This window comes from Mycobacterium neglectum (assembly GCF_002591975.1).
GTDB classification, from domain to species: Bacteria; Actinomycetota; Actinomycetes; order Mycobacteriales; family Mycobacteriaceae; genus Mycobacterium; species Mycobacterium neglectum.
On the sequence record NZ_NVQE01000004.1, the window covers coordinates 108,200 to 123,648 of the forward strand.

General features: G+C 66.6%; 16 protein-coding genes. 8 read left to right on the plus strand and 8 right to left on the minus strand.

Annotation, left to right across the window (positions count from 1 at the left end; genetic code table 11):
- Positions 1-210 precede the first annotated feature (210 nt).
- Complete coding sequence (locus CSQ99_RS05035; protein ID WP_141562648.1) at positions 211-1,341, plus strand: hypothetical protein; 1,131 nt, start codon at positions 211-213, stop codon at positions 1,339-1,341.
- 3 nt (positions 1,342-1,344) lie between these two features.
- On the opposite strand, the gene CSQ99_RS05040 is transcribed toward CSQ99_RS05035, so the two are convergent.
- Together CSQ99_RS05040 and mshB are read right to left on the minus strand one after the other, a co-directional pair.
- Positions 1,345-1,773 carry a hypothetical protein gene (locus tag CSQ99_RS05040; protein ID WP_176560881.1) on the minus strand — a complete coding sequence of 143 codons (429 nt, stop codon included), beginning with the start codon at positions 1,771-1,773 and terminating at the stop codon, positions 1,345-1,347.
- A 115-nt stretch (positions 1,774-1,888) separates the two neighbouring features.
- Positions 1,889-2,764: an N-acetyl-1-D-myo-inositol-2-amino-2-deoxy-alpha-D-glucopyranoside deacetylase gene (gene mshB / locus CSQ99_RS05045; RefSeq protein ID WP_099037964.1), complete on the minus strand. Its 876-nt coding sequence runs from the start codon at positions 2,762-2,764 to the stop codon at positions 1,889-1,891.
- Between the two features lie 40 nt (positions 2,765-2,804).
- Here mshB and CSQ99_RS05050 point away from each other — a divergent pair, with 40 nt between their 5' ends.
- Positions 2,805-4,052, plus strand: a complete 1,248-nt coding sequence (locus CSQ99_RS05050) for a chloride channel protein (RefSeq protein ID WP_099037965.1) — start codon at positions 2,805-2,807, stop codon at positions 4,050-4,052.
- Here the strand turns inward: CSQ99_RS05050 and CSQ99_RS05055 are convergent.
- Positions 4,046-5,878 carry an ABC transporter family substrate-binding protein gene (locus CSQ99_RS05055; RefSeq protein WP_099037966.1) on the minus strand — a complete coding sequence of 611 codons (1,833 nt, stop codon included), beginning with the start codon at positions 5,876-5,878 and terminating at the stop codon, positions 4,046-4,048. The genes CSQ99_RS05050 and CSQ99_RS05055 overlap by 7 nt on opposite strands.
- A 114-nt stretch (positions 5,879-5,992) precedes the next feature.
- Complete coding sequence (typA, locus tag CSQ99_RS05060; RefSeq protein ID WP_176560882.1) at positions 5,993-7,888, minus strand: translational GTPase TypA; 1,896 nt, start codon at positions 7,886-7,888, stop codon at positions 5,993-5,995.
- Between the two features lie 297 nt (positions 7,889-8,185).
- Here typA and CSQ99_RS05070 point away from each other — a divergent pair, with 297 nt between their 5' ends.
- Positions 8,186-8,452 carry a hypothetical protein gene (locus CSQ99_RS05070; protein ID WP_099037968.1) on the plus strand — a complete coding sequence of 89 codons (267 nt, stop codon included), beginning with the start codon at positions 8,186-8,188 and terminating at the stop codon, positions 8,450-8,452.
- Here the strand turns inward: CSQ99_RS05070 and CSQ99_RS05075 are convergent.
- On the minus strand, positions 8,404-9,465 hold the full coding sequence (locus CSQ99_RS05075) for a helix-turn-helix transcriptional regulator (RefSeq protein ID WP_245908696.1): 1,062 nt from the start codon (positions 9,463-9,465) through the stop codon (positions 8,404-8,406). The two genes, CSQ99_RS05070 and CSQ99_RS05075, sit on opposite strands and share 49 nt — an antisense overlap.
- A gap of 96 nt (positions 9,466-9,561) precedes the next feature.
- On the opposite strand from CSQ99_RS05075, the gene CSQ99_RS05080 reads away from it, so the two are divergent.
- Entirely contained in the window at positions 9,562-10,884 is a 1,323-nt protein-coding gene (locus CSQ99_RS05080; RefSeq protein ID WP_245908698.1) for a cytochrome P450, read from the plus strand.
- On the opposite strand, the gene CSQ99_RS05085 is transcribed toward CSQ99_RS05080, so the two are convergent.
- Positions 10,881-11,270 carry a (deoxy)nucleoside triphosphate pyrophosphohydrolase gene (locus CSQ99_RS05085; RefSeq protein WP_099037970.1) on the minus strand — a complete coding sequence of 130 codons (390 nt, stop codon included), beginning with the start codon at positions 11,268-11,270 and terminating at the stop codon, positions 10,881-10,883. The genes CSQ99_RS05080 and CSQ99_RS05085 overlap by 4 nt on opposite strands.
- A 26-nt stretch (positions 11,271-11,296) precedes the next feature.
- Here CSQ99_RS05085 and CSQ99_RS05090 point away from each other — a divergent pair, with 26 nt between their 5' ends.
- Entirely contained in the window at positions 11,297-11,581 is a 285-nt protein-coding gene (locus tag CSQ99_RS05090) for a 4a-hydroxytetrahydrobiopterin dehydratase (protein WP_099037971.1), read from the plus strand.
- Here the strand turns inward: CSQ99_RS05090 and CSQ99_RS05095 are convergent.
- A complete protein-coding gene (locus CSQ99_RS05095; protein WP_099037972.1) occupies positions 11,526-12,728 on the minus strand; it encodes a mannosyltransferase in 1,203 nt (400 codons plus the stop codon). The genes CSQ99_RS05090 and CSQ99_RS05095 overlap by 56 nt on opposite strands.
- A gap of 174 nt (positions 12,729-12,902) precedes the next feature.
- Here CSQ99_RS05095 and CSQ99_RS05100 point away from each other — a divergent pair, with 174 nt between their 5' ends.
- Entirely contained in the window at positions 12,903-13,475 is a 573-nt protein-coding gene (locus CSQ99_RS05100) for a hypothetical protein (protein ID WP_099037973.1), read from the plus strand.
- 55 nt (positions 13,476-13,530) lie between these two features.
- Positions 13,531-14,511 (plus strand): Rv1157c family protein, encoded by a 981-nt coding sequence (locus CSQ99_RS05105; protein WP_099037974.1) that lies wholly within the window; start codon positions 13,531-13,533, stop codon positions 14,509-14,511.
- Between the two features lie 12 nt (positions 14,512-14,523).
- Here CSQ99_RS05105 and CSQ99_RS05110 read toward each other — a convergent pair whose 3' ends face one another.
- On the minus strand, positions 14,524-14,670 hold the full coding sequence (locus CSQ99_RS05110) for a DUF1059 domain-containing protein (RefSeq protein ID WP_099037975.1): 147 nt from the start codon (positions 14,668-14,670) through the stop codon (positions 14,524-14,526).
- A 33-nt stretch (positions 14,671-14,703) separates the two neighbouring features.
- On the opposite strand from CSQ99_RS05110, the gene CSQ99_RS05115 reads away from it, so the two are divergent.
- The gene (locus CSQ99_RS05115; protein WP_099038090.1) at positions 14,704-15,363 is read left to right on the plus strand and encodes a nitroreductase family protein; all 660 of its coding nucleotides are present in this window, start codon (positions 14,704-14,706) and stop codon (positions 15,361-15,363) included.
- Positions 15,364-15,449: the final 86 nt, after the last annotated feature.

Consider the following 15,449-nt stretch of genomic DNA (forward strand, 5'->3'; position numbering starts at 1 on the left):
TGTAACCCCGCGTTCGTTGAGGATCATCCGCACGTCTCACATTCTGAAACACCGGCGCCTGACATACCGGCCACAGTAGTCCGCGCAACGACGACTGCGGCGCGCCGCTGTCGCATAGACCCTAGTCAGCAAAACTCGTCGAGTAATTATTAACGTGTGGGCAAACATCCTGTAGGTTGGTTTCGGGCCGGGTCGGATGAAGAGGACAACATGAACCGCACCGCACGCTCGTTGATGGTGACCGGAGTGACGATGCTGACCGCCGGTGCTGTCGCGCTCGCCCCGGTGCGGCCGATTCCGCAGCCAGCCCCTGAACCAACGGTCCGATTGACCGCAAGCGTCCAGCCCACGCAGCTATCGCCGCAACCACGCTTGCTGACAGACCAGCACAGCTCGTCGGAGATGCTGCTCGGCCCCTCAGTCGCATCTGTCGACCTGCCGAATCTGCTCATTGATTGGCTGGGACGAATCATCGTGCCGCCGAGCGCCGGTGCCCCCTTTCCCGAGCCCGACTTTCCCCCGGTCGTGGGCGGCAATTCGATCGACAGCGCGATCAAAAACGTCTACAACGCCGTCGAACCGTGGGTGGCGTGGGGATTTGAGGTCGCTGCGTACGCAGTCGGCTGGATTCCCTACGTGGGCTGGCTAGCCCCTCAAATCAACATCGTCTACAACCTCGTCGAACGCATCGTGCGAAGCATCACCTTCAACGTCGCCGACTGGCTCGGCGGGAGCATCAGCTTCTGGGACGGGCTGGGCAACGTTGTGGTCGACACCGTCAACTCGTTCATCTACTTCGCGAACGACGAGCTTGCCTTCTGGTTGCCGCCGCTGCCGCCGATTCCGCCCATCGGCCCCTTCGCCGCGGAAGATGCGGACGCCGGGTTGATGATGACGTCCTTGTTCGACGAGTCGACTGAGCTGGCCCGAACCGAGGACCTCGGTGAAGCGCCTCCGCAGGAGGAATTCATCGGTGAAGAGGAAGAGCTCAACCAAGGTGAAGAGCTAACGCAGGACGAATTCATCGGCAAACAGGAAGAGCTCACCAAAGGTGAAGAGCTGACGCAGGACGAATTCATCGGTGAACTCGACGTGAACCTCAACACCGACGGGGAAGAGCAGATCGAAGAGTTCGTCGTGGTCGAGGAAGACGAGCAGATAGACACCGGACTGACGGTCGAGGGGCGCACAGAGCAGACCGAAGCCGAGGGCCTCGACAACGCCACGACGTCACCTTTGTCGCAGAACCCGAATGGGGGGCCTACCGGCCCGACGACGACAACGAATGACAACGGCGAGCAGCAGAAAACGGCCGACCCAGGTGGCGACACCGAGACGTGACACTCAGGCGTTCACGTGACGCCACAGGACCACTGCGGGGGGCAGCGTGCCGAGTGCGATCAGCAGCAGAGTCCCGTACTGCATGATTCCGGCGCCGCCGTAGACGATGTCGTCGCCCGGCCCGCCTAGCGACAGCACCGCCACGGTCAGCAGCCAGGTGAGCAGGGGTAGGGCCGCAGTTCTCGGCGACGACGTCCAGTGCAGCGCGGCCCACACCAGTGCGGCGTTGACCACACCGGCGACCAGCGCGCTGATCGGAAACGGCCAGGTACCGATGTAGGTCGGGAGAAAGAACGACGCGAGGATCGCGCAAAGAGCGCCGTCGATAGCGAGCAGCGTCAGAACAGTGATCCGCCGATAGTCGGCGGCGGGTGCAAACGAACTCAGGTCGGAATGCTGTCGAGCACGCCGGCAAGCGAACCGAGGACCCACTGGAAGTTGTCGAGCCGGTCCTGCCAGTGCTGCAGGTTCGGATCCAGATCCGGGTCCATTGTCATCCCTTCCACGGGCCACGAGTTGTCCGGGAGCTTACCCCGTTGCGGCCCCGCTATTCGAGGTTCAGGCCCGCAAGCAGATCGGTTTCCCACCCGCGGTGGTCGAGGGCGCCCGCGACGCCCGCCACCAGGATGTAATGCTCGACGGCGCCGAGTGGGAGCGCGATGTTGTTCGACAAAGCCAACGACCGGCCGTCGGGCGCGACGGTGACCTGCGTGGCGTGTGCCCGCAGGGCCGCCTCCTTGACCGGCAGCTGGTCGGGGACGTCGATGATCGCGTCGATCGCATCGTCGGGGTGGCCGAACGGCACGTCGTCGATGGACACCCGAATCCAGTCATCGGGTACGTCGTCCAGCGCGTCAAGGGCGGCGCCCATCGCGGTTCTCGAAATCACCGTCCAGTACACCTTCGGCACGGTCCAGGGCTCGCCGGGATACTCGGTGTCCGCCGATGCCGCGACCGCCGCCATCGTCACCTCATGGGCGTGGATGTGGTCGGGGTGCCCGTACCCGCCGTGCGGGTCATAGGTGATGACGACATGTGGGCGCAACTCGCGGATGATCGAGACCAGAGCGCCCACCGCTTCCGTCGGATCGGCGTCGACGAACCTCTGATGATGTCGCGGCGGGGTACCTTCCATCCCCGAGTCTCGCCAGCGGCCCGCACCGCCGAGGAAGACCGGCTCGTCGATACCGAGAGCGCGCAGCGCCGCGGTCAGCTCGCCGACGCGGAACCCACCGAGCTGGTCGGCCTTGTCGACGGCCAAGTGTGCCCACCGGTCGCCGATCACCTCGCCCTCCTCACCCAACGTGCATGTGACGACCTGTACCCGCGCGCCGAGCGCAACGTAGTGCGCGATGGTGGCACCCGTTGTCAGCGTCTCGTCGTCTGGATGCGCATGTACAAACAACAGCCGCGGACTCTCCATTGCCACAGCTTGCACGACGACGGAGCGCTAGATTCGCCTGGTGTCGCGCCGCACAGTCGAGTTCGCATGCGCGATCATCATCGTCGGCCTGCTCGCCGGAGCCGCAGGTGCGGCCACCACGCTGCTGCTGCACGCGATCGAACACCTGACGTACCACTATTCATTCGGCACGCTGCTGTCCGGCGTCGGTGACAGCAGTCCGGTGCGGCGGGCGCTCGGTCCGATGATCGGCGGTGCGCTCGCCGGCTTCGGGTGGTGGATGTTGCGGCGGCGGACGACCGTTCCGCCGTTGGCGGAGACCATCACGGCGCATCGCCCGATCCCCCGCCTGTCGATGTCCATCGACGCACTCCTTCAAGTCCTGCTCGTCGGTGCGGGCGCGTCGTTGGGCCGCGAAGGCGCGCCTCGCCAACTCTCTGCTGCGTTCGGCGATTTCGGCACCTCACGGCTGGCCCTCACGGCGCGCGACCGTGAGATTCTGCTCGGTTGTGCCGCCGGTGCGGGGTTGGGAGCGGTCTACAGCGTGCCGCTGGGCGGGGCATTGTTCGCCGCGCAGATTCTGCTCGGCAGCTGGCATCCGCGGGTGCTGGGCACCGCCTTGATCACGTCGAGTCTGGCGGTCGCGGTCGCCGCGCCCGTCACCCACCTCGAGCACCCATTGGATTGGCCGGAGGCGCAGACGTCCTATTTGTTCGCGTTCTTGGCATTGGCCATCGCACCGCTGGCCGGCGCCATCGGCCTGGCGTTCAACCGGGTGATGAACGTCGCCCGCCCGAAAGTGCAGTATCACTCCTGGATTCTGATTCCGGCGATCGCGGCGGCCGGTCTGCTGATCGGCATCTGCTCGATCTGGTATCCGGAACTGCCGGGCAACGGGCGAAGCATTCTGACGGTCGCGGTGGACAGCGGGATGACGCTCGGCGCAGCATGCATGCTGCTCTTGTTGAAACCGCTTCTGACAGCGGTGTTCCTGCGCGCAGGGGCCGTCGGCGGCCTGCTCACCCCCGCCTTGGCCACCGGTGCGGCGGCCGGATCGGTTGTCGCACTCACGCTGAATCAGTTGGCAGGCACGCACATCCACGTATCAGCGCTGGCGCTCACGTGTGCGGCCGGGGTCTTGGCGATCACTCAGCGATCACCGCTTTTTGCGGCCCTGTTCGTGTGGGAACTGGCGCACCCGCCGTTTTGGTTCCTGATCGTGTTCGCGATAGCCGCGTTCGCCGCACACGGCCTACGGGTGATGCGCGAACGACGCCAAGCGGCTGAGGCTTCTCCGCCGTCTCACTGACGGGTTTTCACCCACGTGCCGGCATCGCCGACGATTCCGATCGGCACCGCACCGGAGAGCTTGACGTTCTGCACGCTGGGCCCCGCGGCGACGATCGTGGTGTCCTGCAGGATCGGCAGCACCGTCGAGAGGTTCCACAGTCGCGGTTCCACCGCGGTGATCACCGAGTCGATAGGCTCGCTGCCGTCGAGTGCGGCGTCGATCTTCGGCTGAATGCTGCGGTCACAGATCCCGGTGATATTGCTTGGCGCCTGGACCAACTCGTCGGTTTCCGGCTCGGGGCTCGCATCGGTGGTCGAAGTGGCGGTCGTCGTCGGGGCCGGCGGCGAGGGTGTCGGGCCCGTCGCCGTAGCGGTCGGTGTCTGCGGCGCGGACGTCTCGGTCTCAGCCGTCGCTATCGGGGTGGCCTCCAGCGCACGGCAGCCGTACCGGGATGCGAGCGCGGTGGCCAGGTCACCCCCGGCCTGGTGCCAGCCCACCACGGCATCGACGCGGTTGTTCGTCAAGGCGTCGCCGTAGAGGGCCACCGGGTCGAGCGCCGAAACCGATGCGGTGATGCCGACATTGCGCAGTTGATCGGCAGCCGTGTTGGCGACCGCCACCGACGTCGGATCATTGGCGGCGACACCGAGCACCAGCGACAGCGGCACCCCGTCCTTCTGGATGCGGCCGCGATCGTTGTCCGGAGCCGGCGTACCGGGTGTCGGCGGTGTCGGCGTCGCGACGGGCTCCACCTCATAGCCCGCGTCGATCAGCAGCCCGAGCGCGGCCTCTCGCGAGATCGCCGGCGGCGCAGTCGGCACGTAGCCCGGATCGGACGGCGATCGCACCTGCGCCTGCGCCAGCGTCACGGTGTTGTCGTCGCCCGCCCCCACCGCGGCGAGCAGGTCGACATCCAGCAAGCCGAAAATCGCTTTGCGCACTTGGGAATCGGCCAGTGCAGGCTGTTGTGCTCGCAGTGACAGCTGCATGACGCGGGGGGTGACGATTCGCGCAGTCCGCACATCGGGAATCGCCGACAGTTGCGCGAAGGTGGCCGCTCCGCCGTGGACCTGGGCCACCTGGGTGTCGCCGTTGCGGATCGAGTCGGCCAGCGCGGCCGCATCACCGCCGCGACGCAACAAGATCAGGTCGGGTTTGGCAGGTTCGCTCCAGAAGCGGTCATTGCGGGCCAGCAGAATCTCGTCGCGCTGGGGATCGATGTTCTCGACCCGGAACTGACCGCCGGTGACGGGCAGCGCACGAGCCAGGCCTGCCGAGAAGCCGCCTGGGACGTCCTTGACGATATGAGCGGGCAGGATGTTGTTGAACAGCTCGCGCCACGCCGGATACGGCTGCGAGAACGTCACCACCGCGACCTTGCCGCCCTCCACTGACTGCACGCCGGTGATGAGGTCGTACCCGGCGGGATCGACCACACCGGGCTGGCTCACCATCTGCTGCCAGAGATACCAGAAGTCGTCGGCGCCGATCGGGGCGTTATCCGTCCACGACGCCTCGGGCCGGATCTTGTAGGTGACGGTGAACGGATCCTCACTGGTCACTTCGGCCGACTCCAGCAGCGTGGTGTCGAGCTCCCACCGCGATCCGGTCGGGGTCTTCGGATCGGGCACCGGTCGGAAAGAGCTGGGCAGCACCAGAGAACTGATGGCTGCGTTGACCGGCGACTGATCTGCCAGCAGGTGCGGATTGAACCCCGGGCCGATCCAGTCGATGGCCATGATGATCTGCGTTGCCTTCGCCGGCGGTGGGGCTGTCGTCTCGGTGGTGTCGGTGCTCTGCGGCGCCGGCGGGGGGCTGACGGTGCAGCCCGATATGAGCGTCATCAGCGCGGATATCGCGGCAATGACGCGTACGGGCCTCGGCACGCTGTTCAGGGTATCGGCAGCCGCGCAGCGGACTCTGAGTGCCGGTTGAGCCCCGCGCTGACCGAAGACGGCCTAACCGCTGTCGCGTGACTTGGCGCGGGCCTTCGCACGACCTCGCATGGTGGCGTTCAACTCGACCTTGCGCACCCGCACGATCTCCGGCGTGACCTCAACGCACTCGTCCTCGGCGCAGAACTCCATGGCCAGCTCGAGCCCCAGTTCGAGCGGGCGGGCCAGTGTCTCGAAAACATCGGCCGTCGAAGAGCGCATATTGGTGAGCTTCTTCTCGCGAGTCGCATTGATGTCGAGATCCTCGGCGCGGGGGTTGATGCCGACGACCTGGCCCTCGTAGGTGTCCTGCCCCGGCTCGACGAAGAACTGGCCGCGGTCGGCGAGCTGGGTCAGGGCGAACGGCGTGATCTTGCCGGTTCGGTCCGAGACCAGCGATCCGGTGTGGCGGGCACGGATCTCCCCCGCCCACGGCCGGTAACCGTCGAACACCGCGTTCGCGATGCCGGTGCCGCGGGTCAGCGTCAGGAAGTCGGTGCGGAAGCCGATCAGCCCGCGGCTGGGCACGATGAAGTCCATCCGGACCCAGCCCGCGGCGTGGTTGGTCATCTCCTCCATGCGGCCCTTACGGGCGGCCATCAGCTGGGTGATGGCGCCGACGAATTCGTCGGGGCAGTCGATGGTCATGGCTTCGAACGGCTCGTGCAGTTTGCCGTCGATGGTGCGCGTGACGACCTGCGGTTTGCCAACGGTCAGCTCAAAGCCTTCGCGACGCATCTGCTCGACGAGAATCGCCAGCGCGAGCTCGCCTCGGCCCTGCACCTCCCACGCGTCGGGCCGGTCGATGTCGACCACCTTGATCGAGACGTTGCCGACGAGTTCGGCGTCCAGCCGTGACTTGACCATGCGGGCGGTGAGTTTGTGGCCGGACACCTTGCCCGCCAGCGGCGAGGTGTTGGTGCCGATGGTGACCGAGATGGCGGGTTCGTCGACGGTGATCCGAGGCAGCGCGTGGGCGTGCTCAGTATCGGCCAGAGTGTCGCCGATCATGATCTCGGGCAGCCCCGCGACGGCAACGATGTCGCCGGCGATGGCCTCGTCGGTGGATGTTCGATCCACCCCCTCCGTCGCCAGTAGCTCAGTGATCTTGGCGTTGGTGATGACCGGATGCCCGTCGACCTCGCGCATCCACGCGACCTGCTGACCCTTGCGGATCCGGCCCTTGTAGATCCGGATGAGCGCGAGTCGGCCGAGGAACGCCGAGGCGTCGAGGTTGGTCACCAGGGCCTGCAGCGGGGCCTCGGGGTCGCCCTTGGGCGGCGGGATGTGCTCGAGAAGCACATCGAAGAGCGGGTCGAGGTTCTCGCCCTCGGGGTTCTCGCCGTTGGCGGGTTCGATGGTGCTCGCAATCCCGGCACGGCCCGACGCATAGAGCGTGGGCAGTCCGAGGGCGTCCTCGGCGGCCTTCTGGGCCTCCTCGTCGAGATCCGAGGCAACGTCGAGCAACAGATCATGGCTGTCGGAGACGACTTCGGCGATGCGGGCGTCGGGGCGGTCGGTCTTGTTGACCACGAGGATCACCGGCAGATGCGCGGCGAGCGCCTTGCGCAGCACGAAGCGGGTCTGCGGCAGGGGGCCTTCGGAGGCGTCGACCAGCAGCAATACCCCGTCGACCATGGACAGCCCACGTTCCACCTCACCGCCGAAGTCGGCGTGGCCCGGGGTGTCGATCACGTTGATCACCGTCATGCTGCCGTCGGGGTGGCGGCGGTGCACGGCGGTGTTCTTCGCCAGGATGGTGATGCCCTTTTCCTTCTCCAGGTCACCGGAGTCCATCAATCGCTCGATGGCATCATCACCGCGGTGGGTCAGGGCGCCGGACTGCCGCAGCATCGCATCGACCAGGGTCGTCTTCCCGTGATCGACGTGCGCAACAATGGCGACATTCCTAAAATCCACGCCGATAAGTGTCGCAGTGCGGGTACTCAATCGCGAAAACGAGAGAGATGCGAGAGAGATAGCTCACTTGAAGGCCAGCAAGCTACTCGACATAAAACCGAAGAAGAAGTGCTGCCGAAGCAAACCCAGGTGCAAGAAATGTCCGCTCGTGCTGCACAAAGTGCGTAAGGCCGAACTCATGGGCATCCGCGGCAAGGAGCTCGAAAAGATATACAAGCGCGCCCGCAAGAACTGACCCCGCGGCGTACCGTTAAAGCGTCTCCCAGGTGTTCTCACTTGCCGTTGGAGGTGCCGAATATGACGGTTTACGAGGTTCTCACCATCGCGCTGATCTTCGTGGTGGCTTCGGCTGCGACGCTGGCGATCTATCTCGGTTTGCTCAACTGGATGGGCCGATTCCACGTGGTGCACTGCTCGGCGTGCCATCACCTGACCACAGCGCCGACGAATCAGCCACAGGCGTCATGCCCGCATTGCCGCCACCCGATCTTGCTGCACCCGCTGCATGCGGTCACTCACCCGACCGATCGGGTGCGGGTGCTGACCGACTCGCTGCGGTACTGAGTGGCAGCCCGGAAATCACTGGCCGGCTTGCCCGTCCAGCGCCGGAACGCGTGCGAGAACGCCGTGGTGTCGCTGTAGCCCAGTCTGCGGGCCACCTCGTTGACCGATAGCCCTACGACACTGAGCAATTCGACGGCGAGCGTGTGCGCGACGTCGTTGCGCAACTCCCGGTACGACGTGTGCTCATGGTCGAGCTGACGACGTAGCGTGCGGGTGCTCATATGCAGTTCAGCGGCCAGCGCATCGATGCTGGGCATTGCCCCGGGACTTTGCGCGAAACGGGATCGGACGGTGGCCGACAGGGTGGGTTGCGACTCCCGGGTGTGCACCAGGCGTTCGCATTCGCGCGCGCAGGCGGCGCGGGTGGTCGGGTCCGCGGTCGGCAGGCGCAGCGCCAAGGCGCCGGTCGGTATTCGGAAACGATATTGCGCCGCACCGGTTTCCACGTCGAAGGGATGCAGCGCAGTGCGTAGTCGCCCACCCTGCTCCCCGTCGAAAGGGACCTCCACCGTCAGCGGCGCCGAGGCCAGCCCGGACATCCGCAGCAGCAACGGCAGGGCCGAAAGGTCGCGCGCCGCATAGTATTCGCGGACGTCGACGGGCAGATGTTCGTAACGCAGCACGACAGTCGTCACGTCACCGACCCGCACCGATTGAGGATTGAACACCGTCGGCGACAGCGTCGCGTAGGCAAGCGCGACGGCCAGGGCCTCCCCGGCATCGGCGCTGGACAGCAACGCGTAACCCCAGATGCCCAAATCGCCGACGGTGAATTGCGATCCGACGCTGATCCCCGCGGCCAGCGGGTCACCGAGTTCGCGGGCGAGATTGGCGGTCATGACGAACTCGTCGTCCTGATCGATCCGATAGCCGGCGGCCACCACTCCGTTCTCGGTCCAGTGCGTGCCGGCCAGGAGCCGCTGGCTGGTCAGCCCAGCGTCGCGGGCCACCGCGAACGCGTAGCGAATTCCGGCCGGACTCCTGGTCGCCACCATCGCCTGCGATCGTGTCACGCGCGGCCGCTTGAGCCATGTGGTTGGCCGAATCGACCACCTAGTTGGCCGTCGCAATCATGTCGCTGCAGCGTGCACGGCGACATCCTTGTCCACATGCGAGCTCCTACCTTGCCGGTGGCCGCGTCGACGATGCGCGATTTCGGACTGATGATCGGCCAGGGTGCGGTTCGGGACCTGCGGCGCGCGCGGGTCGGCTCTGTCGCGAGGAGCGTGCCGCGGACTCATTTCGATCCCACCGACACCGACACGATCAGGAACCCGTTCCCCGCGTTGGAGCGACTGCGGGAGCACCCCGTGCATGTCAACGAGAAGCTCAACGTATGGATGATGGCCCGCCACGAAGACGTCACCGCGGCGGCGCGCGCCCACGATGTGTTGTCGTCGAGCTCGGGAGTCCTGCTGCGGTCCACGGTGATGCCGAGCGTCGTCTCCACCGACGAACCCGATCACGCGCGATTGCGCCGGGTGTTGGCGCCGTACTTCACGCCGTCGGCGATGCGTCGACTTGAGGGATCGCTGACGCAATTCGTGAATCCCAGCGTCGATGCGCTGGCCCGCGGCGAGGTCGTCGACATGGTGCCCGCCCTTACGGTGCCGCTGCCCGTCTCGGCCATCGCACTACTGCTTGGCATCGACCGCTCCCGCTGGCGGGATTTCCGGGTGTGGTCCAACGGAGTCACGGCACTGTTCGGTGCCAGCACGCTCGGCGCCGTCACCATGACGATCGGCCATGCACTGCCGGGCATCCTGTCGCTGCGGGGCCTCATCGTCGACGAACTGCATCGCCGCCGCACCTCCGCCACCTGTCGCCGCCCCGGCGGCTCCGAAGAGCACGACGATGTGCTCGGCGGTATCAGCAAGGCGCTCGCGGCGCATGAGATCACACCGCTGGAAGCGCTCAGTGCCGCGTTGATCGTGCTGATCGCCGGCAACGAGACGACCACCAACCTGCTCGGTATCCTGCTCATCCAGTTGGCCACCGACCCGGATCTTTATGCGCGGCTGCGAGATAACCGCGACCTGATCCCGGCCGCCATCGAGGAGACGCTGCGCTGGGGCTCACCGGTGCAGTGGGTGACGCGCACGACGCTGGCGTCTTACGAGATCGCCGATACCGTCATTCCCGCTCGCTCGCGGGTGGTGCTGTACTACGCGGGTGCCAACCGTGACCCGCTCCGCTTCCCCGACCCCGACCGCTTCGATGTCCAACGAAATCCTGTCGGTCACACGGGCTTCGGCCATGGCTCGCACTTCTGCATGGGTGCGCATCTGGCCCGGCTCGAGGTGGTCGTCGCCCTCAACGGGCTGTTCGACCGCATCGCGGGACTCGAACTCGCAGGGCCGGTGAAGTGGACGACGACGCCGTCATTGTCCGGGCCGACGTCGGTGCCGGTGCGCGCTGTCGCAGCCCATTAGGACGTCAGCGCCTGTCTGAGCTCGGGGACCCACGTGCGGTCGGCGGGCACCCAGTCGAGGCCGTCGAGTTCATCGACGGTGATCCAGCGCAGCGCGCGGTGGTCGTTGGCGTGCAGGGTGCCGCCGGTCTGGCTGACCCGGTAGGCGCGCAGTGCGGTGGTCGGATTGAGCGCGACGTCGATGCCCAGGCGGGCGCCGACGGTCACGTCGACGCCGAGTTCCTCCTTGAGTTCACGGGCGAGTGCCTCCCCGTCCGTTTCCCCTGCCGCCACCTTGCCGCCGGGCAGCTCCCACAGCCCGGCGAGTTCAGGTGGCCTGGCTCGTTGTGCGACCAGCAGCGCGTTATCCGTGATCAGTGCACCGGCGACGACGATCTGGTTTGACATCGCGGCTGACGGTATACCTAACAAGCATGGCTGTATTGACAGACGACCAAGTGGACGCCGCACTGCCCGACCTCGACGGCTGGGAGCGCGCCGACGGCGCTCTGCGGCGATCGATCAAATTCGGAGCCTTCCTGGACGGCATCGACGCGGTGCGGCGCGTCGGCGAGAAGGCCGAGGAGTCCGACCACCATCCAGATATCGACATCCGTTGGCGAACAGTGACTTTCGCGTTGGTGACGCATTCCGAGGGCGGTATCACCGACAAGGACGTGGAGATGGCGAAGGAGATCGACGCGATCGTCGGCCAGTAGCGGCGATCCACGCCAAAGTCGCCAGCGTCGCCACGATGTAGATCAACCCGGCCCACGCCAGGTACCACGGCCGGGAGATGTCCCAGATCGTCGGCTGCGCGAAGCTCAGCAGCCACGGCACCCCGACGAGGGTCAACGCCAACCACCCCCAGCCCAGCACGCGTGCGCCGAGCCGCGCCCGCAGCGGCCCGTGCAGCAGCCAGATCATCAGCGGGATCAGCCACACCCAGTGGTGCGTCCACGAGATCGGCGACAACAGCAGTCCGAACAACTGCACGATGACGATCGCCCCGAGCCGGTCCGAAGCCCCGCCGATCGCCCGCCACGCCAGCACCGCGAGCGCCGCCGTCACCACGATGCCGGCCAGCACCAGCGGCCCGTAGCCCGCGTCATGCCCGAGGATCCTGGATATTCCGCCGCGCCAGGACTGGTTGAACGACGTACCGATCGGCCCTACCCGGGAGGCGTCACCCAGCAATTCGGTGAAGTAGTAACGGGTTTCGTCGCCAATGACCAACCACGAGATGCCCACCGTGGCGAAGAACACGACCGCCGAGAACACGACGGCCGCCCATCGCCGGGCCCCGAGGAAGTACAGACCCGACGCCGCCGGAGTCAGTTTCACCCCTGCCGCGAGACCGACGAGAAGTCCGGAAATCCACCATCGCGTGCTGTACACCGCGTACAGCACCGCCAGCGCCAGCAGCACGTTGATCTGCCCGTAGTCGAAGGTGCTGCGCAGGGGTTCGATCCAGATGCCGACGGCCGTCCACAACATCGCCGCCCGGGCGGCTCGATGGCTCTTCAGCCCCAACAGCCGCTGGCTGATGCGCACGACGCCATACAGTGCCGCGAAAAGACCGAGTTGCCACGCGAACGCGACGAGCCCGAACGGCAACAGGTGCAGCGGGTAGAACACGATCGCCGCGAACGGCGGATACGTGAACGGCAGCGGGAAGTCCGGCGTCTGATCGGCGTAGACGTAGTCGTAGAGCGTGCCAGGATCGTCGAGCATGCCCGCTCCGCCGACATACACATGCAGGTCGACGAAATTGGCCCCGTTGGGCACAAGGTAAGTCCACGCCAGGCGCGCGACGACGCTGATCACCAACAGAATCGGCGCCGCGGCGGCCAGTCGGGCAGGCATTCGCGCGGCGGTCGGAGCAGCGGGTGGCGTGTGTATCCGTCGATTCTATCGACCGGTCACCGTTTGCCTTCGCATCCGTAACGGTTGAATAAATGCCACACGTGTCACTTGAGTCACACCAGTAACTCCGTAGCTTCGGGCGAAGGCGTGCCGACAAACCTGAATGGGAGAACCATGCACATCACCGGAAAACTGTTCGTGACCACGATGATTGCCGCTGCGGGAGCCGTCACGGCCGCGGTGACGCTGAGTGGCACCGCTGCCGCCCAGCCTGCGGCACCCGCCCCTACCCCCGGCGTTCCGGGCCTGCCGTTCATCCAGCAGCTCGCGTCCAATCCAGCCGCCGCGACCCAGCTCATGCAGGGCGTCACGTCGCTGCTGAACACCGCCTCCACCCCGGCCGCGACACCCGCAACACCGCCGCCGGCCGCGACCGCGTCGATCACCCTTCCGCAGACTCCGGCGGGACTGCCCGGCGCGGCTCCGGTGAGCACTGCGGCTGCGCCCGCGACCAACCCGGCCGACCTGCTGACGCAGGCCGCGTCGCCGCTGAGCGGTCTTGCCTCCTTGCTGCCCGCCGGAACGCCGCTAGCCGGCCTCCTGCCGGCAGCTTCGACGGCTGCCGCACCGGTCGCTGCCGCCGCACCTGCGCTCGGTGCACCCGCGGCGGCCGCACCCGCGGCGGCCGCACCCGCAGCGGCACTTCCCGCAGCACCGCTGATGCTGCCGTTGTCGGCCCTGCCCTGACGGCCGCGGCGACATCGACCGAGAAGACCAACTACAACCACTCTTTGGGGGAGTCATGTCAACCAGGACGATGTTCGCCACCGCTGCCGTTGCGATCGGCTCATCGGTCACGCTGCTGTTCGGCAGCGTGACCGGTGTTGCCAACGCAGAGCCGGCACCGCCCGCACCACTGCCGATCGACGCGCTCCAGGCGCCGGGCCTGCCTGCGGTGCAGAGTCTCGGGCCCGTCATTCAGGCGGCTGCCGCTGATCCGACCAGTGCGGCATCCACATTGATGGCGGCCGCCGCGGTGTTCGCCGGCGACGCCGCAGCCCCGGCCGATTCCCGAAACGTCGCGACGGCCGTCAACCAGTTCGTGGCCCACACCCCGGCGCCGGGCGCGGCGCCGGGCACCGTTGCGCACCTGCCCGCGGGAGTCAACCCGGCTCACGCCGTCGGACCCGTGCCGGAGGCGGTGCCTGCCCCAGAAGCGGTACCCACCCCAGCCCCTGAGGCTGCGGCAGTCGCCGCGCCTGCCCCAGGTCCTGCACCGGAGGTCGCGGTTCCTGTTCCGGCTCCGGCGCCTGGCCCGGATCCGGCCGCGGCCGCACCCGCCGCCGCACCCGGCGGCCCCGAATTCGGTCCGGATGCTCCGACGACGCAGGACTTCCTGTATCCGTCGATCAGCAACGGGTGCCAGAAGGACGGCGGAAACGTCCTCGCCACAGCGATTTCGGTCGCCGGCCCCGCGAAGATTCCGACGCCTGGACCGGGACCGGGCCAGACCGCCTACGTGTTCACCGCGATCGGCACTCCGGGGCCGGCCGCTGAGCAGAAGCTGCCGCTGAACGTCACCTGGGTGAACCTGACCACCGGCAAGTCGGGCGGGGCCACGTTGGTGCCGCGGTCAGATATCAATCCAGAGGGACCGACCACACTGGTCGCGATCGCCGACACCGGCTCGGGCAGCATCATCTCGACCATCTTCGGTCAGGTCAGCACCACCGAGATGCAGTGTCAGTTCATGCCGACCATCGGCTCTACGGTCGTTCCCTGACCTGCGCCTGGGTCAATAGGCCATGAAGAGGATCGCGTCCCGGTCGTAGTCGCGGCCGGGGTGCACCTCTGACAGATGAGCCTGGGCCTTCTCCACGAGATCGTCCTCGGTCTCACCGGTGATCGCCTCGCCGCACGGGCAATTCAGGTGTGTCTTCATACGTTCAGCTTCCCACAGCCGATGATGTTGGGCATGGAGCTTTCTGATGTCATGCGCACGACGGGTGCTGTCCGTCGATTCACCGACGATCCCCTGCCCGACGGTGCGCTCGGGCGCATCCTCGACAACGCCCGCTTCGCGCCCACCGGAGGCAACCGCCAGGGCACCCATGTCATCGTCGTCCGCGACGGGGATACGCGTCAGGCATTGGCCGACCTCAGCGTCACGGGGGCGCGCCGCTACACGGCGCAGGTCAAGAACGGCGAATTCCCCTGGAACCCGGTGAAACCCATGAAAGTCTCGCCGCAGGAAGTCGCTGCCACCGAGGCAGGCCCCTACACACCGTTCATCTACTGCGGCGCCGTACTCGTGGTGTGCGTGGACCTCAATGTATGCGCCGCATTCGACCAGAACCTCGACCGAATCGGACTCATCGCGGGCGCCTCGGTGTATCCATTCGTGTGGAACATCTTGTTGGCCGCGCGCAACGAGGGCTTCGGCGGCGTCCTGGCGACCGTGACGGTGGCCGAGGAGCCCCGCGTAAAAGAACTGCTCGGGATCCCCGAGGACTACGCGGTCGCCGCGCTGCTGCCGATCGGCCGGCCGGTGAAGCAGATCCGCAAGCTCACCCGTAAGCCGGTTTCTGAGTTCGCGACCCGCGACCGATTCGACGGTGAGCCGTTTCGGGCCTAGAACGCGGTTCCCGCCGGTAGGTGGACGTTCGATAACAGTTCGGCAGTTAGCCAGCCTCGAAGACGCCGCACCTCTTCCGCACTGAC

Excerpts from the sequence above, each read along its gene's own strand:
- CSQ99_RS05035 (WP_141562648.1), top strand. The coding sequence starts at position 211 with ATGAACCGCACCGCACGCTCGTTGATGGTGACCGGAGTGACGATGCTG.
- mshB (WP_099037964.1), bottom strand. The coding sequence starts at position 2,764 with ATGGAGAGTCCGCGGCTGTTGTTTGTACATGCGCATCCAGACGACGAG.
- CSQ99_RS05055 (WP_099037966.1), bottom strand. The coding sequence starts at position 5,878 with ATGACGCTCATATCGGGCTGCACCGTCAGCCCCCCGCCGGCGCCGCAG.
- CSQ99_RS05070 (WP_099037968.1), top strand. The coding sequence starts at position 8,186 with ATGACGGTTTACGAGGTTCTCACCATCGCGCTGATCTTCGTGGTGGCT.
- CSQ99_RS05080 (WP_245908698.1), top strand. The coding sequence starts at position 9,562 with ATGCGAGCTCCTACCTTGCCGGTGGCCGCGTCGACGATGCGCGATTTC.
- CSQ99_RS05085 (WP_099037970.1), bottom strand. The coding sequence starts at position 11,270 with ATGTCAAACCAGATCGTCGTCGCCGGTGCACTGATCACGGATAACGCG.
- CSQ99_RS05090 (WP_099037971.1), top strand. The coding sequence starts at position 11,297 with ATGGCTGTATTGACAGACGACCAAGTGGACGCCGCACTGCCCGACCTC.
- CSQ99_RS05095 (WP_099037972.1), bottom strand. The coding sequence starts at position 12,728 with ATGCCTGCCCGACTGGCCGCCGCGGCGCCGATTCTGTTGGTGATCAGC.
- CSQ99_RS05100 (WP_099037973.1), top strand. The coding sequence starts at position 12,903 with ATGCACATCACCGGAAAACTGTTCGTGACCACGATGATTGCCGCTGCG.
- CSQ99_RS05105 (WP_099037974.1), top strand. The coding sequence starts at position 13,531 with ATGTCAACCAGGACGATGTTCGCCACCGCTGCCGTTGCGATCGGCTCA.
- CSQ99_RS05110 (WP_099037975.1), bottom strand. The coding sequence starts at position 14,670 with ATGAAGACACACCTGAATTGCCCGTGCGGCGAGGCGATCACCGGTGAG.
- CSQ99_RS05115 (WP_099038090.1), top strand. The coding sequence starts at position 14,704 with ATGGAGCTTTCTGATGTCATGCGCACGACGGGTGCTGTCCGTCGATTC.